General features: G+C 62.6%; 24 protein-coding genes. 14 read left to right on the forward strand and 10 right to left on the reverse strand.

Annotated elements, in window-relative coordinates; translation table 11 throughout:
- From HG262_RS21845 to HG262_RS21870, 6 genes are all read left to right on the forward strand, one after another.
- On the forward strand, positions 1–401 hold a 401-nt coding region (locus tag HG262_RS21845; protein WP_169273020.1), incomplete at its 5' end, for a glycine zipper 2TM domain-containing protein.
- Between the two features lie 42 nt (positions 402–443).
- Positions 444–1,265 carry a PhaM family polyhydroxyalkanoate granule multifunctional regulatory protein gene (locus HG262_RS21850; RefSeq protein WP_169273021.1) on the forward strand — a complete coding sequence of 274 codons (822 nt, stop codon included), beginning with the start codon at positions 444–446 and terminating at the stop codon, positions 1,263–1,265.
- A 65-nt stretch (positions 1,266–1,330) separates the two neighbouring features.
- Positions 1,331–2,704 carry a bifunctional UDP-N-acetylglucosamine diphosphorylase/glucosamine-1-phosphate N-acetyltransferase GlmU gene (gene glmU / locus HG262_RS21855; protein WP_169273022.1) on the forward strand — a complete coding sequence of 458 codons (1,374 nt, stop codon included), beginning with the start codon at positions 1,331–1,333 and terminating at the stop codon, positions 2,702–2,704.
- Entirely contained in the window at positions 2,704–4,101 is a 1,398-nt protein-coding gene (locus tag HG262_RS21860) for an MFS transporter (RefSeq protein WP_169273023.1), read from the forward strand. The genes glmU and HG262_RS21860 overlap by 1 nt, the downstream gene beginning before the upstream one ends.
- 139 nt (positions 4,102–4,240) lie before the next feature.
- On the forward strand, positions 4,241–5,563 hold the full coding sequence (locus HG262_RS21865; RefSeq protein WP_169273024.1) for a UDP-glucose/GDP-mannose dehydrogenase family protein: 1,323 nt from the start codon (positions 4,241–4,243) through the stop codon (positions 5,561–5,563).
- Complete coding sequence (locus tag HG262_RS21870) at positions 5,560–6,618, forward strand: glycosyltransferase family 4 protein (protein WP_169273025.1); 1,059 nt, start codon at positions 5,560–5,562, stop codon at positions 6,616–6,618. Before HG262_RS21865 ends, HG262_RS21870 begins: the two co-directional genes overlap by 4 nt.
- 18 nt (positions 6,619–6,636) lie before the next feature.
- Here HG262_RS21870 and HG262_RS21875 read toward each other — a convergent pair whose 3' ends face one another.
- Positions 6,637–7,125: an Lrp/AsnC family transcriptional regulator gene (locus HG262_RS21875; protein ID WP_169273026.1), complete on the reverse strand. Its 489-nt coding sequence runs from the start codon at positions 7,123–7,125 to the stop codon at positions 6,637–6,639.
- 150 nt (positions 7,126–7,275) lie between these two features.
- On the opposite strand from HG262_RS21875, the gene glmS reads away from it, so the two are divergent.
- From glmS to HG262_RS21890, 3 genes are all read left to right on the forward strand, one after another.
- The gene (glmS, locus tag HG262_RS21880; protein ID WP_169273027.1) at positions 7,276–9,108 is read left to right on the forward strand and encodes a glutamine--fructose-6-phosphate transaminase (isomerizing); all 1,833 of its coding nucleotides are present in this window, start codon (positions 7,276–7,278) and stop codon (positions 9,106–9,108) included.
- A 166-nt stretch (positions 9,109–9,274) separates the two neighbouring features.
- A complete protein-coding gene (locus tag HG262_RS21885) occupies positions 9,275–9,535 on the forward strand; it encodes a helix-turn-helix transcriptional regulator (RefSeq protein WP_169273028.1) in 261 nt (86 codons plus the stop codon).
- A gap of 43 nt (positions 9,536–9,578) precedes the next feature.
- Entirely contained in the window at positions 9,579–10,892 is a 1,314-nt protein-coding gene (locus HG262_RS21890) for a type II toxin-antitoxin system HipA family toxin (protein ID WP_248293456.1), read from the forward strand.
- Here HG262_RS21890 and HG262_RS31060 read toward each other — a convergent pair.
- Together HG262_RS31060 and HG262_RS21895 are read right to left on the reverse strand one after the other, a co-directional pair.
- Positions 10,889–11,017 carry a DUF1643 domain-containing protein gene (locus tag HG262_RS31060; RefSeq protein WP_248293457.1) on the reverse strand — a complete coding sequence of 43 codons (129 nt, stop codon included), beginning with the start codon at positions 11,015–11,017 and terminating at the stop codon, positions 10,889–10,891. The two genes, HG262_RS21890 and HG262_RS31060, sit on opposite strands and share 4 nt — an antisense overlap.
- 11 nt (positions 11,018–11,028) lie before the next feature.
- Complete coding sequence (locus HG262_RS21895; protein WP_169273030.1) at positions 11,029–11,925, reverse strand: LysR family transcriptional regulator; 897 nt, start codon at positions 11,923–11,925, stop codon at positions 11,029–11,031.
- A gap of 106 nt (positions 11,926–12,031) precedes the next feature.
- Here HG262_RS21895 and HG262_RS21900 point away from each other — a divergent pair, with 106 nt between their 5' ends.
- Together HG262_RS21900 and HG262_RS21905 are read left to right on the forward strand one after the other, a co-directional pair.
- A complete protein-coding gene (locus tag HG262_RS21900; protein WP_169273031.1) occupies positions 12,032–12,718 on the forward strand; it encodes an RraA family protein in 687 nt (228 codons plus the stop codon).
- 39 nt (positions 12,719–12,757) lie between these two features.
- Positions 12,758–13,735, forward strand: a complete 978-nt coding sequence (locus HG262_RS21905) for a tripartite tricarboxylate transporter substrate binding protein (protein ID WP_169273032.1) — start codon at positions 12,758–12,760, stop codon at positions 13,733–13,735.
- A 101-nt stretch (positions 13,736–13,836) separates the two neighbouring features.
- On the opposite strand, the gene HG262_RS21910 is transcribed toward HG262_RS21905, so the two are convergent.
- On the reverse strand, positions 13,837–14,418 hold the full coding sequence (locus HG262_RS21910; protein ID WP_169273033.1) for a TetR/AcrR family transcriptional regulator: 582 nt from the start codon (positions 14,416–14,418) through the stop codon (positions 13,837–13,839).
- Positions 14,419–14,585: 167 nt separating this feature from the next.
- Here HG262_RS21910 and HG262_RS21915 point away from each other — a divergent pair, with 167 nt between their 5' ends.
- Positions 14,586–15,773 carry a YbfB/YjiJ family MFS transporter gene (locus HG262_RS21915; protein WP_169273034.1) on the forward strand — a complete coding sequence of 396 codons (1,188 nt, stop codon included), beginning with the start codon at positions 14,586–14,588 and terminating at the stop codon, positions 15,771–15,773.
- Positions 15,774–15,805: 32 nt separating this feature from the next.
- Here the strand turns inward: HG262_RS21915 and HG262_RS21920 are convergent, their stop codons facing one another.
- The 6 genes from HG262_RS21920 to HG262_RS21945 all read right to left on the reverse strand — a co-directional run bounded on the left by HG262_RS21920 (position 15,806) and on the right by HG262_RS21945 (position 21,633).
- A complete protein-coding gene (locus HG262_RS21920; protein WP_169273035.1) occupies positions 15,806–16,720 on the reverse strand; it encodes an SMP-30/gluconolactonase/LRE family protein in 915 nt (304 codons plus the stop codon).
- 57 nt (positions 16,721–16,777) lie between these two features.
- The gene (locus HG262_RS21925; RefSeq protein WP_169273036.1) at positions 16,778–17,611 is read right to left on the reverse strand and encodes an NAD(P)-dependent oxidoreductase; all 834 of its coding nucleotides are present in this window, start codon (positions 17,609–17,611) and stop codon (positions 16,778–16,780) included.
- 38 nt (positions 17,612–17,649) lie between these two features.
- Positions 17,650–18,642 (reverse strand): TRAP transporter substrate-binding protein, encoded by a 993-nt coding sequence (locus tag HG262_RS21930; RefSeq protein ID WP_169273037.1) that lies wholly within the window; start codon positions 18,640–18,642, stop codon positions 17,650–17,652.
- Positions 18,643–18,714: 72 nt separating this feature from the next.
- Positions 18,715–19,986 carry a TRAP transporter large permease gene (locus tag HG262_RS21935; RefSeq protein WP_169273038.1) on the reverse strand — a complete coding sequence of 424 codons (1,272 nt, stop codon included), beginning with the start codon at positions 19,984–19,986 and terminating at the stop codon, positions 18,715–18,717.
- The gene (locus HG262_RS21940; protein ID WP_248293458.1) at positions 19,983–20,522 is read right to left on the reverse strand and encodes a TRAP transporter small permease; all 540 of its coding nucleotides are present in this window, start codon (positions 20,520–20,522) and stop codon (positions 19,983–19,985) included. The genes HG262_RS21935 and HG262_RS21940 overlap by 4 nt, the downstream gene beginning before the upstream one ends.
- Before the next feature lie 175 nt (positions 20,523–20,697).
- Entirely contained in the window at positions 20,698–21,633 is a 936-nt protein-coding gene (locus tag HG262_RS21945) for a 3-hydroxyacyl-CoA dehydrogenase NAD-binding domain-containing protein (RefSeq protein ID WP_169273040.1), read from the reverse strand.
- 144 nt (positions 21,634–21,777) lie between these two features.
- Here HG262_RS21945 and HG262_RS21950 point away from each other — a divergent pair, with 144 nt between their 5' ends.
- On the forward strand, positions 21,778–22,671 hold the full coding sequence (locus HG262_RS21950) for a LysR family transcriptional regulator (protein ID WP_169273041.1): 894 nt from the start codon (positions 21,778–21,780) through the stop codon (positions 22,669–22,671).
- A 630-nt stretch (positions 22,672–23,301) separates the two neighbouring features.
- Entirely contained in the window at positions 23,302–24,561 is a 1,260-nt protein-coding gene (locus tag HG262_RS21955; protein ID WP_169273042.1) for a nucleotide sugar dehydrogenase, read from the forward strand.
- The last annotated feature ends 4 nt before the right edge of the window (positions 24,562–24,565 follow it).

Consider the following 24,565-nt stretch of genomic DNA (forward strand, 5'->3'; position numbering starts at 1 on the left):
CCTCGGCTGCGGCGCCCCGTCCCGCGGCCTCCGCCCCGGCGCCACAGGCCTGCCAGAGCTGCGGCGTAGTGGAGTCGGTGCGCCAGGTGCAAGTCCCGGTGAAGGACAACAGCGACCACCTGGTCGGCACCATCGGCGGCGGGGTGGTGGGGGGCGTTGTGGGTAATCAATTTGGCGGAGGCAGCGGCAAGACGGCGCTGACCGTGCTGGGCGCCGTCGGCGGTGCTTTGGCAGGCCGTGAAGTTGAGCGTAATATCAGACAGCAACAAACGGTGACGCACTATGAGCTGACGGTCCGCATGGGCGACGGTAGTGCGCGCCAGTTCCGCAGCGCGCAGCCGTTCGCCTTTGCCTCGGGCGACCATGTGCGCGTGGAGAATAACCAGCTGCTGCCGGGTTGACCGGCAGCCGGCGGAAACCATCCGTATTTGGGGAGACCTGGCATGAGCGACCAATTCACGAATCCGTTCGTCCTTCCTGGCATGGGACAGAATTCCGACCTGTCGGGCAATCCCCTTCTGGCCAGCATGGAAATGATGCGCCAGGCCTGGGCAGGCCTGACCGGGCCGGGCGGCCTGGCCAGCAGCCTGCCGATGGCCCCTCCCATGAACCTCGAAGACCTGGACCGCCGCATCGCCGAACTGCGCTCGGTGGAAAACTGGCTGCGCATGAACCTGTCGATGCTGTCGTCCACTATCCAGGGCATGGAAGTGCAGCGCTCCACCATCAGCACGCTGCGCGCGTTTGTGGACAGCGCGGCCAGCATGGACATGGGCATGGTCCGCGACAGCGGCGCGGCGTCTCCGCTGGAAGTGGTGCTGGGCCTGAAGCCTGCGCCCAAGGCCGCCGCCAAGCCAGCATCGAATGCGGCTCCGGCGCCAGGCAAGGCGCAGGATGAGCCGGCGGGCAAGGGCGCAGACGCCAACGCGTCGGCGGACCAAGCCGGGCCGGAATCCGCCATGCAAGGCATGAGCGAACAAATGGGCGCCGCCGCGCAATCGGCCTCCAAGGCGTGGTGGGATCTGCTGCAGCAGCAGTTCAACCAGATCGCTGCGGCCACCGCCGCATCCATGCCGGGCACGCCCGCCGCGCCGGGCGCGGACCCGGGGGCGGACGCCAAGGCCAAACCCGGCGAATCCAAGGCTGCGGCCAAGACCGAGGCCAAGGCGTCCAAACCTGCGGCACGCAAGCCTGCCGCCAAGACCGCCGGCAGATCCGCGACGAAAACCGCCAAGAAAATCGGGGCTGCCGACGGCAAGCCCTGACCTCTTTCAATCGACAAGCGAGACGGCCGCCAGGCCGCTCGGCGTCCCAACCCTACCTGGAACTTATGCTTAACGTAGTGATTCTTGCCGCCGGACTGGGCAAACGCATGCAGTCCGACCTTCCCAAAGTGCTGCACACGCTGGCAGGCAAACCGATGCTGGCCCACGTGCTGGACAGCGCGCGCCAGTTGAAGCCGGCGCGCATTATCGTCGTGGTGGGCCATGGCGCCGACCGCGTCAAGCAGGCGTTCGATGGCCAGGCCGATCTGCACTTCGTGCTGCAACAGCCGCAGCAAGGCACTGGCCACGCGGTGCAGCAGGCGGTGCCGCTGATGCTGGAAGGCGACGGCAAGGACGACGTGACGCTGGTGCTGTACGGCGATGTGCCCCTGGTGCAGCCGGACACGCTGCAACGTCTGCTGGCCGCGCGCGCCTCGGGCGCCGCCGTGCTGACGGAAGTGCTGGCGGATTCCACGGGCTACGGCCGCATCGTGCGCGACGCCCAGGGCAACGTGTGCCGCATCGTCGAGCACAAGGACGCTTCGGAAACCGAACACGCCATTAAAGAAGTGAACACCGGCATCCTGACGGCGCCGACCGCGCAACTGAAAGACTGGCTGTCCCGCATCGACAACAAGAACGCCCAGGGCGAGTACTACCTGACCGACGTGGTCGGGCTGGCGGTTGCCGATCGCGTGCCGGTAGGCGCGGCCCAACCGGGCGCGGGCTGGGAAACGCTGGGCGTGAACAGCCGCGTGCAGCAGGCCGAACTGGAACGCCGCTGGCAGGCCGAGCAGGCGCGCCGCCAACTGGAAGCCGGCGTCACGCTGGCCGACCCGGCGCGCTTTGACGTGCGCGGCACGCTTTCCTGCGGACGCGACGTGTTCATCGACGTGGGCTGCGTGTTCGAAGGCAACGTGACGTTGGCCGATGGCGTGCGCGTGGGCCCGCACTGCGTGCTGCGCGACGTGGCCGTCGGCGCCGGCACCCAGATCGAAGCGTTCAGCCACTTACAGCAGGCCGAAGTGGGCCGCGATGCGCGCGTGGGCCCGTATGCCCGCCTGCGTCCGGGCGCCGAATTGGGCGACCGCAGCCACGTCGGCAACTTCGTCGAGATCAAGAAGAGCGTACTGGGCGCCGACAGCAAGGCCAATCACCTGGCCTATATCGGCGACGCCGACATCGGCCAGCGCGTGAACGTGGGCGCCGGCACCATCACCTGCAATTACGACGGCGTGAACAAGCACCGCACCGTCATCGAGGACGACGCTTTCATCGGCTCGGACACGCAGCTGGTGGCACCCGTGCGCGTGGGCCGCGGCGCGACCCTGGGCGCAGGCACCACCCTGACCCGCGACGCACCGGCCGACAAACTGACCGTGTCGCGCGCCAAACAGCTCACCGTCGAGGGTTGGCAGCGTCCGGTCAAGAAGTCGTGATGGCGGGGAAGGACTCCGCCCAGGACACACCGCCGGGCGGGGGCACCAAGCCCGCGCCGCCCGACGGCCTGCCGGCCCCCCGCCGGTACTGGGCGGCCGCTACGGTGATGACGGGCATCAGCCTGTCGGTGCTGGACACCACCATCGCCAACGTGGCGCTACCCACCATCGCCGTCGACCTCAACGCGTCGCCCGCCGAAGCCGTCTGGATCGTCAACGCCTACAACCTGGCAGTGGTGATGACGCTGCTGCCGTTGTCGGCGTTGGCCGAGCGCATCGGCTTTCGCCGCATGTTCACCTTTGGCCTGATGCTGTTCACCCTGGCCTCGTTGGGGTGCGCGTTGGCCGGCACGCTGTGGCAGTTGACGGCGGCGCGCGTGTTCCAGGGCGTGGGCGCGGCGACGCTGATGTGCATGTTCGGCGGCCTGGTGCGCAATATCTATCCCCTGAAAATGCTGGGCCGGGGCATCAGCATCAACGCCACCACGGTGGCGGTGATGTCGGTGCTGGGCCCCACCATCGGGTCCGCCATCCTGTCGGTGGCGCCCTGGCCGTGGATCTTCGCGGTGAACCTGCCGATCTGCGTGCTGGCCATGTTCGGCCTGCGCCATCTGCCCGAAGTGCCGCGCAACGACGTGAAGCTGGATTGGGTCAGCGCCCTGCTGTGCATGGCGACGCTGGGCGTCTTCATTTCGGGCGTGGACATGATGGGCCAGGATTTGCTGCGAGGCATCGGCCTGGTGGCGATCGCAGCCGTGGCGGGCTTGGTGCTGGTGCGCCGCGTCCGCAAGCAGCCGGCGCCGCTGGTGCCGGTGGATCTGCTGCGCATTCGTACGCTGGCGTTTGCCGTGGGCGCGTCGGCCTGTACCTTCGCGGCACAGATGGCGTCGTATGTGTCGCTGCCCTTCTATTTCCAGCAGGTGCTGGGCCGGCCGTATCTGGAAGTGGGCATGTTGATGGGCGCCTGGCCCGTGGGCACGGCCCTCATCGCACCGCTGGCGGGCCGCCTGTCCGACCGCTATTCCGCCGCCACCTTGAGCGGCGTGGGGGCGGCGACCATGGTGGCCGGCATGCTGTGGCTGGCGTTGCTGCCGTCTTCGGTGTCGAACTGGCCCATCGTGGCGGGCATGTTCGTGGCGGGGGTGGGCTTCGGCTTTTTCCAGACGCCGAACAACCGCGCCATGCTGTCGGCCGCGCCTCGTTCCCGCAGCGGCGCGGCAGGCGGTTTGCAGGCCACGACCCGAGTCTTCGGCCAGAGCTTCGGCACGGCGCTGGTGGCCATCGCCTTCAGCGTCAGCGTCGCGCATGGCCCCGGGTTGGCGCTGGTGCTGGGCACGGTGTGCGCGGCGCTGGCGGTGGTGGTCAACACCGTCCGGTTCAACAAACTGCGGGTCTAGGGGCTGTTGGCACTGAAAGGCGCTTCGCACAGGCGCAAGAGCGGTTCCGCCCCGGCGCCCCGGCCGCTTCTATAATGGCGGCCAGCGCCGGGTCCAGGGACCCGGCGCGCAAGATTCCCTATTTTGAAGGCGTGCAGGCATGAAAATCACGGTCGTGGGTACCGGTTACGTGGGGTTGGTGTCGGGAGCGTGCCTGGCCGACATGGGCAACGACGTCATGTGTCTGGACGTGGACGCGGCGAAGATCGCCCTGTTGCGCCAGGGCGGCATCCCCATCTATGAGCCCGGCCTGGAAGACCTGGTCCGCCGCAACGTGCAGGCGGGCCGCCTGCATTTCACTGACGACGTGGCGCAAAGCGTGGCCTTCGGCGATGTGCAGTTCATCGCCGTGGGCACGCCGCCGGGCGAAGACGGTTCGGCCGACCTGAAATACGTGTTGGCCGCCGCCCAGAACATCGCGCGCCACATGACGTCCCGCAAGCTGATCGTGGACAAGTCCACCGTGCCCGTCGGTACGGCCGACAAAGTGCGCGCGGTGGTGAACAAGGAACTGGCCGCGCGGGGCGTCCAGATCCCGTTCAGCGTGGCTTCCAACCCTGAATTCCTGAAGGAAGGGGCCGCCATCAACGACTTCATGAGCCCGGACCGCGTGGTCGTCGGCGCCGACGACGACTACACGGTCGGTGTGATGCGCCGCATCTACGAACCGTTCCAGCGCACGCACGACCGCCTGATGGTGATGGACGTGCGCTCGGCCGAACTGACGAAGTACGCCGCCAACGCCATGCTGGCCACGCGCATTTCGTTCATGAACGAGATGGCGAACCTGGCCGAAGCGCTGGGCGCCGACATCGAGCAGGTGCGTCGCGGCATCGGGGCGGACCCCCGCATCGGCTACCACTTCCTGTACCCCGGCGCGGGCTACGGCGGTTCGTGCTTCCCCAAGGACGTGCAGGCGCTGGTCAACACGGCGGCCGAGAATTCCCTGCCCATGCGTGTTATCGAAGCGGCCGAAGCGGCCAACCACGCGCAGAAGTTCCGCTTGTCGGAAAAGCTGGTGGCGCGCTACGGCGAAGACCTGCGCGGCCGCAAGATCGCGCTGTGGGGTTTGTCGTTCAAGCCGAACACCGACGACATGCGTGAAGCGCCCAGCCTGACGGTCATCGCCGAACTGACGCGCCGCGGCGCCGAGGTGCGCGCCTATGACCCGGTGGCCATGCACGAGGCCGCGCGCATACTGGTTGGCCAGCCCGGCATTACGTTCGCCACCGACATGTACGACGCGCTGGACGGCGCGGACGCGCTTTTGATCGCCACCGAATGGAAAGTCTTCCGCGCGCCCGACTTCGACCGCGTGAAGGCCTTGCTGAACACGCCGCTGATCATCGACGGCCGCAACCTGTACACGCCCGCCGACGTGCGCGGCCTGGGCTTCGAGTATTCCGGCATCGGGCGCGCATGAAGATCCTGCAACTGAACTTCGAGAAAGGCTGGCGCGGCGGCGAACGGCAGACGCTGTATTGCATGCGCGCCTTCCGCAAGGCGGGCCATGACGTCGAAGTGATGTGCCGCGAGGGTGCGCCGCTGGCCGAACGCGCCCGCCAGGAGGGCTTTGTGGCCCACACGTGCCGCAATGTGCCGGGCCAGCTGGCGTTCCTGGCCGGCGCCGGCCGCTACGACATCATCCACGCGCAGACCGCCAACACCATCACGTGGGCCGTGCTGACCAAATGGCTGCATCGCCGCCCGGTGGCGTTCTCGCGCCGCACGTCGTTCGTGGTCAAGCCGGGCGACGAGTGGAAGACGGGGTTCAAGTGGCGCCACGCCAACCTGTTCGTGGCCATCAGCGAGATGGCAGCAAGCGAACCGCGCCGGCTGGGCATCGAGCCGGTCATCATCCGCAGCGCCGTCGAACCGCACGAGATCAACGCGGAAAACGTCGCCGCCCTGGTGCGTGAATTCGACCTGGCCGGCAAGAAAGTCATGGCGACGTCCGCCGCGCTGATCCGCGACAAAGATCCGGTGACCCTGGTGCGCGCCGTGGGCGAGCTGGCCAAGACGCGCCGCGACTTCGTCTTCCTGCACTTTGGCGCTGGCGGTGATCGCGAACAGCAGGCCAGGGACGAAGCCAAAAAACTGGGTATCGAAGACGTCTATCGCTTCGCGGGCTTTCGCAAGGGCGTCGAAGACTTCTACAGCATTCTCGACGTGTTCGTGATGAGCTCGGAGGAAGAAGCGTTGGGCAGCAGCGTGCTGGACGCGTTCCTGCAGCGCGTGCCGGTGGTGTCCACCGACGCGGGCGGCTTGAAGGAAAGCCTGGCCGACGGCCGCGGCGTGCTGGTGGCGGTGGGCGACCACCAGGCCATGGCGGCCGGCATGGTCCGCTGCCTGGACGACGCGGCTTTCCGCGACGACGTCACCGAGCGCGCCTATGCGTATGTGAAGAGCGAGCATGACGTCCAGGAGATGGGCAACCGCTACCTGGCGCAGTTCCAGCGCGTTCTGGGGCGCCGTTAGTCCGGCCGCGCCGCGGCATCACCCGCGCACGTCGATCCGCGTCTCGAACTTGGCGCGATGCACCGAAAAGAACGTGCGCACATTGCGCACGTTGGCCTGGGCCGTGAAGGCCCGGTGCACCAGCGCGTGATAGGCCGGCATGTCCTTGACCTGCGCGATCACCACGAAGTCCGGTCCCGGCGACACCCGGTAGCACTGCAGCACGGCGGGCTCGGCCAGCATGCCCTGCTCGAACGCATCCAGGCTTTCTGCCGCCTGCACGTCCAGCGTGATCTCCACGATCGCCGTCAGTGTGCTGCCCAGCTTTTCGGCAGCCAGGATGGCGACCTGGCGGGCGATCACGCCTTCGTCCACCAGCCGTCGCACCCGCCGCAGGCACGTCGGGGGCGACGCATGCACCTGCACGGCCAGATCCTGATTGGTCAGCGAACTGTCTTCTTGTAACTGTTCAAGAATGCGCCGGTCCAGATCGTCGAGTTCCGGCAGTGAAATCTGCGCGTTTTGCATGATTAATTCAAAAATACTGACTTTGAGAAAGATTATTTAATCACAATTATGTAAGGGAATTAATTTCCATTTATGTGATCATAAAGAAATCAAATTTCTCGGTGCCTCGCGCACAATGCGTCGGTACACGAACTTAGCGGAGTCTCTCCTATGTGCGGCATTGTTGGCGCCGTCGCCCAGCGCGACATCACCCCGATCCTGGTTGAAGGCCTGAAGCGGCTGGAATATCGCGGCTACGATTCTTGCGGCGTCGCCGTCTACGCCGACGGCCACTTGCGCCGCACGCGCAGCACGCAGCGCGTGGCCGAGCTGGCCGATCAGGTCGCCCAGGACAAGGTGCAAGGTTTCACCGGCATCGCCCACACCCGCTGGGCCACCCACGGCGTGCCGGCCACGCACAACGCCCACCCGCATTTCTCGCACCTGGGCAACGACGAGCCGCGCATCGCGCTGGTCCACAACGGCATCATCGAAAACCACGACGAACTGCGCGCCGAGCTGCAGGCCGTGGGCTACGTGTTTGAAAGCCAGACCGACACCGAAGTCATCGCGCACCTGGTGAACCACCTGTACGCCGGTGACCTGTTCGAAGCCGTGCAGAACGCCGTGCGCCGCCTGCATGGCGCCTACGCCATCGCCGTGTTCTGCCGCGACGAACCGCACCGCGTCGTCGGCGCGCGCCAAGGCTCGCCGCTGGTGGTGGGCGTGGGCCAGAACGAGAACTTCCTGGCCTCCGACGCGCTGGCTCTGGCCGGCACGACCGACCAGATCATCTACCTGGAAGACGGCGACGTCGTCGACCTGCAGCTTTCGCGCGTGTGGATCGTGGACGCCAACGGCAAGAACGTGGACCGCGAGGTCCACACCGTGCACGTGCACACCGGCGCTGCCGAACTCGGGCCCTACCGCCACTACATGCAGAAGGAAATCTTCGAGCAGCCGCGCGCGGTGGGCGATACCCTGCAAGACATCGAAGCCATCACGCCCGAACTGTTCGGCGACGATGCCTTCAAGATCTTCAAGGACATCGATTCGCTGTTGATCCTGGCGTGCGGCACCAGCTACTACGCGGGCCTGACCGCCAAGTATTGGATCGAGTCCATCGCCAAGATCCCGGTCGCGGTTGAAATCGCCAGCGAATACCGCTATCGCGACAGCGTGCCCAACCCGCGTTCGCTGGTGGTGACGATCTCGCAGTCCGGCGAAACCGCCGACACGCTGGCCGCGCTGAAGCATGCGCGTTCGCTGGGCATGGAAAACACGCTGACCATCTGCAACGTGTCCACCAGCGCGATGGTGCGCGAGTGCAAGCTGTCCTACATCACGCGCGCCGGCGTTGAAATCGGCGTGGCGTCGACCAAGGCCTTCACCACGCAGCTGACCGCGCTGTTCCTGCTGACGCTGGCGCTGGCGCAAGTGCGCGGCCGCCTGAGCGACGAGCAGGAAGCCGAGCATCTGAAGGCGCTGCGCCATCTGCCTGTGGCCATCGGTTCGGTGCTGGCATTGGAACCGCAGATCATGGCGTGGGCCGACCGCTTCGCTTCCAAGGAAAACGCGTTGTTCCTGGGCCGTGGCATGCATTACCCGATCGCGCTGGAAGGCGCGCTGAAGCTCAAGGAAATCAGCTACATCCACGCCGAAGCCTACCCGGCCGGCGAATTGAAGCACGGCCCGCTGGCGCTGGTGACGGAACACATGCCCGTCGTGACCATCGCGCCCAAGGACGAGCTGCTGGAAAAGCTGAAGTCCAACATGCAGGAAGTGCGCGCGCGCGGCGGCGAGCTTTACGTCTTTGCCGACGCCGACAGCAAGATCCAGAGCGCCGAAGGCATGCACGTGATCCGCATGCCGGAGAACTACGGCAAGCTGTCGCCGATCCTGCACACGATCCCGCTGCAACTGCTGTCGTATCACACGGCATGCGCGCGAGGCACGGACGTGGACAAGCCGCGCAACCTGGCCAAGAGCGTGACGGTGGAGTGATGTAGGGTAATTTCCGAGAAGGGCCGTAAAGCGGCCCTTCTTTTCGCCCGGTGTATGGAGTCCGCAAATACAGCTTTAATGGTGTATTCTTGTTTTACAACCTACGTTGTGTATTTCAATTTTACTCAGTAAAATTTGTAAATCAGCAAAACAACGTGAGGCTTGTATGCCCGACTTCACCGTCCGCACGGCGGAGCAGCTGCCAGCACTGCTCCAGGGGTTTCGCAAACAGTCCGGCCTGACCCAAGCGGATACGGCTATGCGCCTGGGCATCAGCCAGCAGGCCTTGTCCAATCTCGAGCGCCATGCCGACAAGGTCAGCGCCGACCGCCTGCTGGAGCTTCTGAGCCTCCTGGGCGTCGAGCTCGTGCTGCGCAAGACCAGCGAATCGCCGTCGCCCAAGGCGTCGGTTGGCCCCAGCTGGTGAGCCCATGGGGCGACGCTCACACACCCGCACCCTGAATCTCTGGATGAACGGCGAATTCGTTGGCACCTGGAGCGTGCAACCGCATGTCGGAGAAGTCCTGCAGTATGCCGACGCCTGGGTTGCTTCCGGCCTGGGGCGCCCGCTGTCGCTGTCCCTCCCCTTTACCCCAGGCAATTCGCCGCACCGTGGCGAAGCCGTGCGCACCTATTTCGAAAATCTGCTGCCGGACAGCAAAGAAATCCGCGAGCGCGTCGCACGTCGGTACCAGGCCGGTTCGACCAACGCGTTCGCCCTGCTGGCAGAAATCGGTCGGGACTGTGTCGGCGCGCTGCAAGTGGTGCCGGGCCCCGAGGCGCCGGACGGCGTTCAAGAGGTGAACGCGGTTCCGATGACCGACGCCGAGATTGCCCAGCTGCTTCGCAACACCCTGGCGCCAGGCCCTCTGGGCCGGAACGCTGCCGAGGATGAAGACTTCCGCATCTCCATTGCCGGAGCACAGGAAAAGTCGGCCATGCTCTGGCACGACGGGCGTTGGTGCCGGCCGCATGGCGCGACACCGACCACTCACATCTTCAAGCTGCCACTGGGCCTGGTCGCAAACATGAAGTTCGACATGAGCGATTCAGTCGAAAACGAGTGGCTGTGCTCCGAAATCCTGCGCGCCTACCAAATGCCTGTGGCGCGCACCGAGCCCCTGATGTTCGAGGACATGAAGGTGCTGGCGGTCGAGCGCTTCGACCGCATGTGGTGGGAGAGCCCAGGGGGCAAGCGCTGGCTCATCCGGCTGCCGCAAGAAGACATGTGCCAGGCGACGGCAACCCCGCCGCATTTAAAGTATGAGTCCGACGGTGGGCCGGGTGTGCGCCAAATCATGAAGCTGTTGGCCACGTCGCGCGCTCCTGACCGCGACCGCCGCACGTTCTTCCAGGCCCAGGTCCTCTTCTGGATGCTGCGTGCGACGGATGGCCACGCGAAGAACTTCAGCATTTTCCTGCGCCAGGGTGGCACCTACGAACTCACCCCGCTGTACGACGTGCTTTCCGCCTACCCCATGATCGGCAAGAGGGCAAATCCGCTGTCTCCGTACGACGCCAAGATGGCCATGGCCGTGTGCTCGAAAAACCCCCATTGGGTCATGCGCGACATCCTGCGTCGGCACTGGATTGCCGTGGGTACCGAACATGGCGTAGTGAATCACAACGGTAAGGGGGTGGAGCATGTCCTCGACGACCTGGTGGCGCGCACGCCGGGGGTTGTGAAGACCGTCCGTGCGCGGCTGCCGGCTGGATTCCCCATGCACGTGGCCGACAGCATCCTCAACGGCCTGCAAGAGGCTGCCGACAAACTGGCAGGTTAGCGCCAGAGGACCAGCAGGGTGGCGTAGCCCAGCATTCGAGGATGGCTGGGGTCTCCCGACTTGGCCAGGCCCAGGTGCTTCATCGGCTTGCCACTGTCGCGCAGGATGTCCAACATTTCGTCCAACGTCGTCCCCATCATCGCGCGACCGACTGCGCTGCGACGACCTTCATGAAATCGTCGGCAAGTCGATGCGAGATGCCTTTTGCGCGCACGGCATATACCTGTGCCGTGGCCGTCAGCCCCTGTACGGGCAGGAACAGGATATCGCTTCGGCTGTGGTCGGCGACCGACCTTCCTACCAAGGCAAAGCCCAGGCCGGCTGCGACCAGACCCAGCGCGGTGTGGATCTCCTTTGCCTCGTATCCCACACGTACCTTGGCGCCCGCCTGTTCCAACGCCTGGATGGTCGAGCGGGCGAAGCTGCTATCCGGATCCTTCGGATAGCTGATGAAGGCCATGTCGGCCAAGTCGTTGGGGGTGAGTCGCTTGCGCCTGGCAAGCGCATCCGCACAGGGCACGGCCGCAATCAGCGCATCCTCGAACAGCGGAAAGTAGTCCAGGTCCTCTTCCTCGACACGCGGGCCGATGGTGCGCGACAGACCCACATGGATAAGCCCGCTGCGCAGTGCCTCTGCCTGGTGTTCACTGAGAATCTCGGTTAGATCGATACGCACTTTGGGCAGGTCGGCCTTCATCGCGCGTACCGCATCGGGCAACACCGAAAAAATAGTCGACCGCGTGAAGCCGATACTCAACCAGCCGAAATGCCCGGAGGCCATGTCCTGCGCCTCGTCGAACAGACGCTGGGCGTCGGCCAGCAGCGCCTTGGCTTTGGGGTAAATGAAGCGCCCAAGCGGCGTGAGCGTCATGGGTCGTTTGGAACGGTCGAAGACCTTTGCGCCCAGTTGGGCCTCCAAGTGCCCCAACTGCATGCTGACCGCCGTGGGCACCACGTGCAGGCGTTGCGCCGCCAGGTTGGCACTGCGGCTTTCGACCACTTCGCAAAAGAACTGCAGGGATTTTAGGTTCATGGAATTTGATCTTACGCTCAAAAACGGTTGATTGATCTAGACTTTTCTTTAGCTGAACATGGGGTCGAACGCGCTATCGATGCGCCGGAACCTGGAGACCCTGTTAATGCCCGATTTGAACGAACCCGAATGGCTGACCCGTGCCCGCAGCCTTTCCACCGCAGAGGTGTCCGACGCCCTCGACTACTACAAGCTGCCGGGTAGCGCTCTGGGGATTCGGCCTGTCGCCGGTCCGTCCCGGCTGTTCGGTCACGCCTATACCGTCCGATTCGCGCCAATAGACGATGCCCAGCCCGGAACGGTGGGCGACTTCATCGACCGGCTCGCACCCGGCTCCGTCGCCGTCTTGGATAACGGCGGCCGGATGGACTGCACGGTGTGGGGGGGCATTCTCAGCCGCCTGGCTGCGCACAAGAATATTGCCGGCACGGTCGTGCACGGCGTATGCCGCGATACCGCCGAAGCCGACGATGCCAACTATCCGCTGTATGCCCGAGGCGCCTTCATGCGCACCGGCAAGGATCGAGTGCAGGTACAGGCCTATGAGGAACCCGTCGCGCTCGGTGACGTGCGCGTGTGCCCGGGAGATCTTGTGATTGGCGACGCCGATGGCGTGGTGGTGGTGCCCCGCGCGCGCATCCAGGAAGTTCTCGAAAAGGCGCTGGAAACACGGGCGCTGGAAAGCGAGATATTGGACGCCGCATTCAACGGCATGCCGCTTGCCGACGCGCGCAAGCAGTTCGGTTATCACACCCTGCAGCGCGCCCCGGACAGACTGACTGATTCATTCTGATTTTGTGCCGACAACAACTACACAATGCAAGGAGACATGATGTTGATTGCCCGCTTTTTAAGCGCAGGAGCGCTGGGTCTGTTCGCCACCGCAATCGCTGCGCCCGTCTTGGCGCAGGAACCTTACCCCTGCCAGCTTGTGAAGATCATCTCACCTTATCCCCCGGGGGGAACCACAGACATTCTGGCGCGTCTGATTGCGCCAGGCCTGGCCGATGAACTGGGCACCAACGTCATCGTCGAGAACAAGGGCGGTGCCAGCAGCAACATCGGTACCCAGTACGTCACCACGGCCGCGCCCGACGGCTGCACGTTGCTTTTGGGGAACAACACCGGGGTAGTCATCAACCGCAATTTGTACGCGTTGCGCAACGATCCCGTCAGCACATTGGCGCCGGTCGCCGAAGTGGCTGCGGTCCCGCTGGTGCTTTATGTCAACGCCTCCGTGCCCGCTAAAACCGTCGACGAGCTTTTCACCCTGATTCGTGCCAAGCCTGGCGAATTCAATTTCGCCTCGGGCGGCAGCGGCAGCCCGCAACATCTGATGGGCGAAATGCTTAAAGTCGACATGAAGCTCGACATGATCCACATCCCCTATCGCGGGCAAGGTCCCGCGCTGGCCGACGTGATCTCGGGCCAAGTGCCCATTGCGTTTGAAACCACTACCGCGATCGCCCCGCAGCTGGGCTCGGGCCGTATCCGCGCATTGGCCACTACTGGCCAAACCCGATCCCAAAGCCTGTCCGACGTGCCCACCATGAAAGAACTGGGCTATGCCAATTTCGTGATCGAGAACTGGTATGGAATCTTCGCCCCGGCACAGACACCTTCGGCATTGATCGAACGCCTCAATCTGGGGGTGGTCAAGACGCTGAAGCGTCCGACGCTAGCCAAGAGCCTGGCTGACATGGGCTCCGATGACGTGGCCGGAACGCCCGAACAGTTCGCAAGCTTTATCGCCAAGGAACTGCCGTACTGGGAATCGCTGGTGAAACGCACGGGCGCGAAGGTGGAATGACATGACCGAGCTGCCCGCCCCCTTGCGCTAGTTGGGCGCCGCCAAGCCCATCGACCCGACGGCATGCCTCGCTGGGGGGTATGCCAGGGGGATAGCCCGGCTTAATCCGGCTTCAAGAGTAGGGCAATCAGTTGATCAGCAGTCGTCCGCATGCGCCGCTCATCTTGGTAAATCCGTTCAATCACCACCAATCCTCGGGTCATGGTCACTATCATCCGGGCGGCTTGCCGTGGCGCTAACATCAGCCGTTCGCGCGCGTCGGCTCGGGAGCACCGCTCATTCAGCGCCGTTTCGATTTCGTCGATCATGTCCTGAATAGCCAAGCGCATGGTTTCATCAAGCTGCTCGGTACCCACCGCCGTCTTCGTGCTTAAGCAACCGCGGGTGGGCGTTCCCGTGGTCATTGACTTGATGGCAAAGCTAAAAAATCGACTCAGCGCGGCTCTCAGATCGGGCTGATCCAGCGCTTCTCGCATTTTGTGCACGTACTTCGCTTTGTATAAGCCGAACGTGCGTAGAAAAATTGCTTCCTTGTCGCCGTAGGCGTTGTACAGAGAGCCGCGTTGCACGCCGGTCGCCTCGGCCAATTCCTGCATGGTCGTCTTGGAATAGCCTTGCTGCCAGAAAAGCGCAAGCGCCTTTTCCAACACGTCAGACTCGTCAAATTGGCGCACCCCAGCCATTGCCCCTTCCTCCTTCGGAAATCCGCTACACATCGCCCATTCAGGATTGGATCACATCATTGACAATACCGTCAAACATGACTATCTTCCATTCTTGACGTCAGTGTCAAAGATGAAAAGTCTGCTTGGTGGGTCACTACCCGTCCGTAAATCCTAGAGTGAATACGATGTCCTCTCCCGGCGCTTTGTCCTCAGAAAAATCCCTGCTATGGCGGTACCTGTTTGCCGGGCTCTGCGCAAGCCTGGTAAGTATCGGGCTGGCGCGATTTGCCTTTACCCCACTCATCCCGGAACTGATTCAGGCCCATTGGTTCAGTGCCTCCGCAGTCGTCTATCTTGGCGCGGCCAATCTTGCCGGCTATGTGGTGGGTGCACTGGGTGGCCGAACCCTTGCATCGTGCTTGGGCAATGAGCACGTCTTGCGTCTGATGATGGTGTTGATCTGCGCCGCCTTTTTTGCGTGCGCCGTCCCGCTTTCGTTCACCTGGTACTTTGGTTGGCGAGTCGTATCCGGTATTGCCGGAGGGGTTGTGATGGTTCTTGTGGCCGGGACGATTCTTCCCCATGTTCCACCCGCCAAAAAGGGCGTGGCGGGAGGCGCCATATTCCTTGGGCTCGGCCTGGGCATCGCAGGATCTGGAACCCTGATCCCGCTATTTCTTGAGCTTGGCCTCCAGCAAACCTGGGTAGGTCTTGGAGCGGTCTCACTCGTGCTGACGGCCGCAAGCTGGTTTGCTTGGCCGGCCAGCAAACTGACCCCACCGACCCGCCGCGCCGGCGGGGAAAAAACCCACGCCGTCCGGTTTGGCAGTGAGGTCAAACGGCTCTATCTTCAATACGCACTGATGGCGGGGGCATCCGTTCCCACCATGGTCTTTCTGGTGGACTTCATTGCACGGGGGCTCGGCAAAGGCACGCATTTGGGGTCGGTCTATTGGACGACTTATGGCGTGGGAGCCATTGCGGGTCCGCCGTTGTATGGCTACCTGGCCGATCGGTTGGGTTCCAAGCGGGCGATAGGCCTGGTGGCGGCGGTGATGACGGCCGTGCTAGCAGGCTTCGCCTTTACCAGCGAGTTGCTTACGCTTGGCGTCCTTACGATCATCATTGGAACGTTTGCGCCTGGAATGGTGCCATTGGTTCTTGCGCGGGTTCATGAAATAGTACCTAACAATGCGACGCGGCAGAACGTCGCGTGGACGCGTGTCAGTGTCGTATCAGCCGCTAGCCTGGCGGGATGTGCGTATGCCTTCTCTGCACTGTTCGAAGCATCGGCGGGCGATCATCGCCTGCTATTTGCGGTTGCGGCGGCCATGCTCTTGCTGGCGCAGCTATTGGGCCTTCGACGTCAATAAGCCGCTACCGGTTTGCGCATCACGTCCCGCCGTCAAACCCCCGAATACATGACGCGGCCGGCAATGGGCATCGGCGCGCGCAGGATGGACCCCGATTCGGATTCGGTGATGTAGAGTGTTTTGCGGTCCGGGCCGCCAAAGGCGATATTGGTCGTCAATGCCCCCAGGGGCGAATTGACGCGCAACAGGGGTTCGCCACGGTTGCTGAACAGCCAGACTGCGCCCAGCCCCACGTGCGCCACCGCCAGATTGCCGTCTTCATCGATGGCCAGACCGTCGGGACCGCCGCCGCCGGACATCTGGATGAAGGTCCCGACTTTGGTGACATTGCCGTCCCGGGTAAGCGGCACGCGCCAAATCGCATTTGCCCGCGTCACCGCGACATAGAGCACGGACTCGCTTGGGTCCAGCACCAGACCGTTGGGGCTGGGGAGGTTGTCCAGCAGGCAATCGACACGGCCATCGGCGCGGCGCCGGAATACCCGGCCAGTCTGGTCGTGCCAGCCGGTCAGCCCTTGATCGGTGAAATACAGATCGCCGTTGGAGGCGAACACCAGGTCGTTCACCGCCTTGAGACGTTCGAGGTGCACGCGTTCGAGTACGGGCGTGGCCTTGCCCGTCTCGGGGTCAAGCTGCATGATGCCGCGCGCATAGTCCGCAATGAAGATGCGCCCGTCCTGGTGGATCTTCAGGCCGTTGGGCTCGCCGGCGTACTCGGCGATCAATTCGAACTCACCCTGCGCGTCGACCCGGAACACGCGGCCCCAAGGCACATCCACGCAATACAGACGGCCTTGTGCGTCAAAGGAAGGGCCCTCCAGCAGGGAATGCGGTGGCTGGTTGCCCGGTTGGTAGCGGTGCCATTCGGACGTGCCCTCCGGTTTGCGGAAGGCGTCGGGCAGGCGGGCGAACACTTCGGCTTGAATGGCAGGCGGTGCGGCGTACATGGTGTCCCGGCAGAAGATTGTTTATGGGCGGATGGCAGGGGGTTCTACACGGACGTCTCAGGAGATCCTGTCGGTAGTGCCGACGAAATCCAGGGGGCAGTAGAAACCACCGTGAAACTGGGCGGCGATGGGGTCTTCGGGAATGTCCTGCGCGAGTATTTCCGCCGCGAAGATTTCGGAGTCGTCCTGCGGTGCGTAACCAAGGAATTTCGCGTTGGAGTTGTCCCATCGGTTGCGTAGATTGTTCGATACGCCGTAGACCACGGTGAAGTGGTAGGACTCGTGCTCGATACAGCGGCGCGCCAGCTGCGCCATGTCCCGGTGGCTGAGCCAGGTCAGGAGTTGGCGGGCTTCACTTGGGCGGTCGGGCGTGCGGAATGTGCCGATCCGCAAGCAGGCGACAGACATGCCGTACTTGTCGGCATACATCCGGCCCAGGGCCTCGCCGAACACTTTCGAGACGCCGTATAGCGAGTCCGGCCGGGGATCCACGGTGTCATCCAGGAATTTCTCCCTGCGGTGGTAGCCCACGGCATGGTTCGAGCTGGCGAAGATGACGCGCGGCACGTTCTGGCGGCGAGCGGCTTCGAACACGTTGTAGCAGCCGTCGATATTCATCGGCAGGATCTTGTCCCAGGTATCCACGCCAGGAATTCCGGCCAGGTGGACGACACAATCGATGCCTTCCATGCAGCGCATGATGGAATCCATGTCGCGCACATCGATCGTGCAGATCTCCTCGCCTGCCTGCGCGGGTTCCTGCAAGGCGATGTCGGCCAGGCGCAGCAAGGCATAGCGGCCGCGCAGATGGGTGCGCAGGCATTTGCCTATGTTCCCTGCCGCGCCCGTGATCAGTACCCGCAGGTTTTCGGCTTTGGTGAAGTGGGTCATCTGTCTTCCTGTGTTCTCCGGCGTGACGGAGTCTTGGATTATTTGTTGGATTTGGCCTTGGCGGCGATCACGGCGTCATAGAGCGCCTGGCCGTTAGGCGCATCGCCGACCAGCTTCTTCACGACCGGCCGCGTGGCCTGCACCAGGGAGTCGATGTCGTTCGGATAGACGACCGTGATGCCCTTGTCCGCCATGGTCTTCATCCCTTCATCGTAGACTTTCTTGTAATAGTCGCGGGCGTAGGCCATGGCTTCATCGGCCGACTCCTTCACGATCTTCTGCTCGCTCTCGGAGAGGGAGTCCCAGCGCGTCTTGGACATGACCAGCAGCGCCGGGTGGATATTGATGTGCGTCATATTGAAGTACTTGGACACCTCGATGAACTTGTCAGACACGAACTGGTCCGGCGTGGTCTCGCCGCCGTCGATGACCTTCTGCTGCAGCGCCAGGTACAGTTCGGAATACGCCATCGGGGTGGCCTGCGCGCCCAGGGTCTTGTAGCTTTCGACGTAGCCCGGCGACTGGATGACGCGAATTTTCATGCCCTTCAGGTCGCCAGCGGAATTGACGGCCCGGTTGCCGAAGACATTGCGTTCGATGGCCGAAAACCAGCCCAGGCCAACAAGGCCATACTTGGGAAGGATGTCCATGAACTTGTCGCCGACGGGGCCAGCCAGGATTTCATTGGCTTGCTGGACGTTGTCGAACAGAAATGGCGTGTCAAAGACCAGGAATTCCTTCACCACGTTGTTCAGGGCTGGTTGACCTGTGACGAACAGGTCGGTCGCACCGGCCACGGCGCCCTGGATCATGGTGAGTTCGCCGCCTAATTGCGAGTGAGGGAACACCGTGACGTTGATTTTCCCGTTTGATTTCGCTTTGAGGATATCGGCAAATTTTTGCGTGCCGACGTGAAACGGGCTGTCTGTCGTCAGCGTGTGCCCCACATCCATGTTCAACGCATGCGAGGGCGCCGACAGCAGCGAAAGGCCGATGGCTCCGGCTCCAATGATCTTCTTGAGCATGTTCATTGTTTGTCTCCTGGGTGATTCTGAATTTGATGTTCTTTTCAATGCGCACCGTGCGACCGCCCGGCGCGCGACCTATAGAAACGCGGTACTGAGACTGGGCACGTAAGAGATGATCAGGATGTCGACGATCAGCACGGCCAGGAAAAGCACCAGGTAGCGGGCCAATTGATGCATCTTCAATTGCGCGACCTCGCACACCACGAACAGATTCACGCCTACTGGCGGGGTCACCATGCCGACGGCCAGGTTGGTAATCACGATCATGCCGAAATGAATCGGGTCGATGCCGAATGCCACGCTGATGGGCGCCAGGATCGGCACGATGATCAGGATCGCCGCCAGCGCTTCGATGAACATGCCAACGAAGAACAACATGACGTTGACCAGCAACAGGAAGACGATGGGATTGGTGGTTACCGATCCCAGCATGGCGGCGACGCGCTGCGGCACCTGATTGATTGTCAGGAGGTAGGCGAACACTGCGGCAAAGGCGACGATCAGCAGGATGATCGCGGACATCACCGCGGCCCGGCCGAAGATGCCGAGCAAGTTCCGGGGCGTGATTTCCTTGTAGACGAACATCCCCAGCGCCAGGCCGTAAAGCACGGCGACGCAGGACGCTTCGGTCGGCGTGAACAGGCCGCCATAGATGCCGCCAAGAATGATCACGGGCATCATCAGTGCCAGCATGGCGTCTCGCAAGGCCGTCAGCACGCCTTTGGTCCATTCCTTCAGGCTCAGCACGCGCACGGCGTCAAAGCCCTTGATGCTGGCAATCACGCAGACCGTCAGGATCAGTGACAGGGCGATCAAAAGCCCTGGCAGGATGCCCGCAATGAATAGCGCGCCAACCGATACGTTGGCCGTCAGCGCATAGACGACCATGGGAATGGAGGGCGGGATGATGGCCCCCAGTTCCCCCGAGGACGCCGCGATCGACGCGGCGAAGGATCGCGGATAGCCCTTTTTCTCCATTTCGGGAATCAGCACCGAGCCGATTGCCGCCGTGGTTGCCGATGACGATCCGGACACGGTGGCAAACAGCAAGGAGGTGAGCACCGCAACCGCGCCCAGGCCGCCGCGGATCCAGCCGACGAACGCGTTGGCCAGCTGGACCAGCCTTCGCGCGACGCCGCCCGACTGCATGAGATGGCCCGCCAGGATGAAGAACGGCACGGCCATCAGGCTGAATGAATCCAGCGATTGGAAGGCCATCTGCACGACGATCAGCAGCGACCGGTCACCCGATTGCAACGCCATTGCCGCGGACAGCCCCAGCGCGGTCATGATGGGCGCACCGATCAGCATGATCACGAAAAACGACAAGCCAAGCACCAAAATCATAATGCCCCCTCGACACTGTTCTTGATTTCCATGGCTTCTTCCATTTCCGCCGATTCCCGTTGCGGCGATTCCACATTCAGCAGCTCTTTGGCCGCATTCGTGAGGGTGTTCGCGCACATGAGCAGGCAGCCGATCGCCATCGACGCGTACACATAGGCCATCGGCATTTCGATCGCGGGCGACCATTGCTTGAAGCCCAGCTCAATCAGCCGGATGGATTTCCAGACCAGCAGCAGCGCCAGCGCCAAAGTCAGGAGATGGGACAGCAGCCGCAGCCAGCGGGCAATCCGCTCCGGGACCAGGCTGGCGAATACGTCGACCCCAATCAGGCGCAGGTGGTAGGCGGCCACCGCCCCGCCGATGAAGACGCTTCCAACCATCAGGAAACGCGCAAGTTCTTCGGCCCATGGAGTGGACAGGGAGATGCCGGTATAGGTGTAGAGCAGCCGGGTGAAAACAGAAATTGAAACGGCGGCGATCATGCCGAGAAGAAAAAGCCCGCTGCATTTTTCCGCGGCGTTGTTGATGGAATCCATGGTCCGTTGCAGCGCCAGGAACTTTCTGTGGGAGGCCGAGAGTCTGTTCATCGCGCCCCTCCGTTTTTCTTGTCTCGCTTCATCAAATCTCCCCTTGGTCCTTGATAGGAATCCGCACTGCAGATTTGCGTTGTTGGTTTGTTCTTTGAATGCTGCGCGTGCCGTGTAGCGGGTGTTAGTGGGTCGCCTCTTCATCCGAGAGGATTCGCGCGGCCTTCAGGAGCGCCGCTTCGTATCGGCGCTGCTCGACCGCCACTTGTTCGGGCGTCCATTGGTAGAAGCCGCGCAAGGTGGGGGACTTCACGCCTATGTCGCCGTCGGCGACCAGTTTGCGCATATAGGCGCTGGGCTGCTGGTCGGTGCGCAGGTAGGGATACATCGTCGTCGCCGCCGCGCAATGGATGTCGATGCCGGCCAGGTCCTTTTGCAGCAGCGGGCCGGCCGCGATGTACCGGAACCCGAACCCGTAGCGCACCGCGGCGTCTACGTCTTGCGCCGACGCGAAGCCCTCTTCGACCAAGGCGATTGCTTCGCGCATCAAGGCATGCTGAATGCGGTTGGCAAGAAACCCCGGGATATCGCGCTTGACCCGAATCGGCTTTTTCCCAACCTCGCGCATGATGGCGCTGACGTGGTCGGCGGTCGATGCATCGGAGGCGGCGCTGCAGACCACCTCCACCGCCGGCACCAGATGGGCCGGCATGAAAAAGTGCAGCCCGAGCATCCGGCCCTGCGTCGCCAGGCCCGTCGCGATCTGGCTTATCGGAAAGCTGGAGGAGTTGCTGGTCAACGGCGTCGGGGCCGCGCACAGGGTTTCAAGTTCGGCAAAGACTGCCTGCTTGAGTTCGAGATCTTCGAATACGCATTCAATGACGATATCGACGCCGGTCCAGTCGACGTCCCTCAACGCGTCATGGATGGCGGGCGGAGCTTCGTGCCCCTCCGCGCCCAGCGCTTGGGCTGCCGCCCCTACTTTTCCAGGCAAGGCCCGACGCGCCGCCGCATCCGGCTCGACGACGTGGACTCGCCACCCGGCCACATTGAACATGGCTGCGACCGCGCATCCCATGGTTCCGCCGCCCACCACCACCATCTTTCTGATGCTGCTCATCGTCTGTTCCTGGTTAGAAGCCTGGTCAATTGATGCACCACAATTTACATAGGCGGTAGCGATTGGTAAAATTCAAATAAACGAATAGAGTTTTCAAAAAAACGAATAGTTCATCTGTCGCGACGTCGAACCGGGAGGGCGGTAATGCTGGGCGATCTCAAGCAGTTGCGCGCGTTTCTCGCGATCGCCCGCCTGGGCAACTTCACCCGGGCCGCGTATGAACTGAACATCTCCCAGTCCGCGCTGACCATCCAGATCCAGCAGCTTGAGACGCACTTGCGCACGCAGCTGTTCGACCGCAATCGCAGAAGCGTGACGCTGACGCCGCACGGCCAGGAACTGTTCTCCCGGATCGAACGCCTGGTTGCCGAAATCGAAGACCTGGTCACCCATGCCCGGGAGGCGAACGATCCGGACCGGGGCACCGTGACCGTGGCAGCGTTGCCATCGGTGGCCGCGGGCCTGCTGCCTCGCGCGATCCATCGGCTCAATCGCGACTACCCGCGTATCACGGTCCGCATCCGAGACACCGTGGCCGCTCGCCTGACCTACATGATCCGAAACGGCGAGGTGGATTTCGGCGTTGGCAGTCCGGTCAAACGCGATCAGGAGCTGGTCTGGGAGAAATTGATGACCGACCGCTTTTGCGCCTTTGTTGCGCCGGACTACCCGTGGACGACGCGGGATTCCGTCACGCTTAAGGACTTGGCCGCGCCGCCGCTTATCCTGCCTGTCAGGGAAAGCAGCATTCGCATGCACATCGAGGCCGCGGCCGACAAACACAAGATCTCACTGCCCGCGGCCTACGAGGCGGTCTACAACTCGACCATCATTGCGATGGCGGCTCAGGGGCTCGGAGTGGCCATCCTTTCAGAGCTGGTGGTGCGCGGAGGCGACGCGCAGCGCCTGCGGCGCATTTCGATCGAGAATCCCCCCCTGTACCGCTTCATCGGCATCTTGCGCCGGGCGGGCCGGTCGCTGTCCCGGCCCGCCGAGCTGCTCATCGGCGCCTTGCGCGAAGTGGCAAGCGCGGACTGAGGGCCACGCCTGAGCGGGCGGCTGCTAGCGAATTTCCAGGCGCGCGGCAGGCGGGTATTAAACATAAGGTTGGTCGATGTTTCCAATTAAGAGGTAATGGAAGGGATCGACCCTGAAAGTCCGCGGATTTGGGGACGCGCGGCCGCGCTGACCCGCGCACTATAGGTCCAATATGCGGGGAGATCAGGACATTTACCTCATCATTACCCCGGGTCATTAATAAATAATAGCCGCTGGGGTATTATGTCTTTTCAGTTTGGTTAAACAAAAACAAGAAAAACGCTTTTTAATATTTGCTAACAACCTGGCCGCCCGGTCATGTTGCCGTTTGTGTAATGAATGTAATTATTTGAGGGATATCCCGGGTTTATTACGGGCATCTCTGATTTATTTCCACAGCAATAAAAATTTTTAGAAAAAAGTTTGCTGTCGGCGCCCTCTACCATTCGTTGGCTCGTCATACCCCGCATTTAAAGGGGTATCCAGCTGTAATCATTTATAAGCAATACGTCCGCCCGAATAGCACAAAGTTATTTCGATTTCACGTCGATAACTTGTCGCCGGGCATCGATTTCTAGTGTCTCCGACACGACGAAAACAGTGAGGTCCCCCGTGGTAAAGAGAATCGCAGTGTGTGGCCTTGGATATGTCGGCCTGCCCGTAGCCGTCGCATTTTCCAAGCGCTTTGATGTCATCGGCTTTGATGTGGATAAGCGGCGAATTGCGCGGCTGAAAGAAGGCGATGACTGGACTGGCGAAATCGAACGCGACGCATTGCTGGCTTCTCCCATGCAGTTCACCGACCAAGTGACCGAATTGGAAGGCTGCGACTTTTTCGTCGTCGCGGTGCCGACACCGGTCGACGAGAAAAACAACCCCGATTTTTCCTTGCTGGTCCGGGCGTGCCGCTCGATCGGCCCCGTGCTGCGCCCGGGATGCATCGTGGTCTTCGAATCCACCGTACACCCCGGCGCGACCGAGGAAATCTGCGGCCCCGAGCTGGAAAAAGTGTCGGGCTTGCGTTGCGGCATCGACTTCAAGTTGGGATACAGCCCTGAACGGATCAATCCGGGCGACCGCGAGCATCCGCTCGAGAAGATCGTCAAGATTGTGTCCGGCCAGGACGAGGAATCGCTGGAAACCATCGCCGGCGTCTACGAGAAGATCATCGACGCAGGCGTGCACCGCGCCTCTTCGATCAAGGTAGCCGAGGCCGCGAAGGTGCTTGAGAACACGCAGCGCGATATCAACATCGCGTTGATGAACGAAATGTCGAAGATTTGCGACCTGGTCGGCATCCGCACGTCGGAAGTGCTGGCTGCGGCCGGCACCAAGTGGAACTTCCTGAAGTTCACGCCCGGCCTGGTCGGCGGCCATTGCATCGGCGTCGACCCGTACTACCTGACCTCCAAGGCGCAGGAACTCGGCTATCACCCCGAGGTCATCCTGTCGGGCCGCCGCATCAATGACGGCATGGCCAATCACGTTGCCTCGCGGATCGTCCAGACCTTGGCCCGCAATGGGCGCCTGAATGCGTCGACCCGGGTCGGCATCCTGGGGATGACGTTCAAGGAGAACGTCCCCGACATCCGCAACTCGAAAGTGGTCGACCTCTACAACGCCCTGGGCAAATACGGCATTACGCCCGTCGCGTGCGACCCCATGGCCGACGCGGGCCAAATGGAGCACGAGTACGGCATCAAGCTCGTCGAGCGCGGCGAGTTCCGCGACATGGACGTGTTGATCCTTGCGGTTCCGCACCGCGAAACGATGGATGCCATTTGGGACGACATGCCCAGCCTGGTCAAGAGCGGCGGCATGGTCTGCGACCTGAAATCCGTGCTTGACAGCAAACGGCTTGCCGCCGACCTCTTGTACTGGACTCTCTAAGTTC

Origin of the sequence: Achromobacter sp. Bel, from assembly GCF_012928505.1 — a bacterium.
GTDB lineage: Bacteria > Pseudomonadota > Gammaproteobacteria > Burkholderiales > Burkholderiaceae_B > Achromobacter.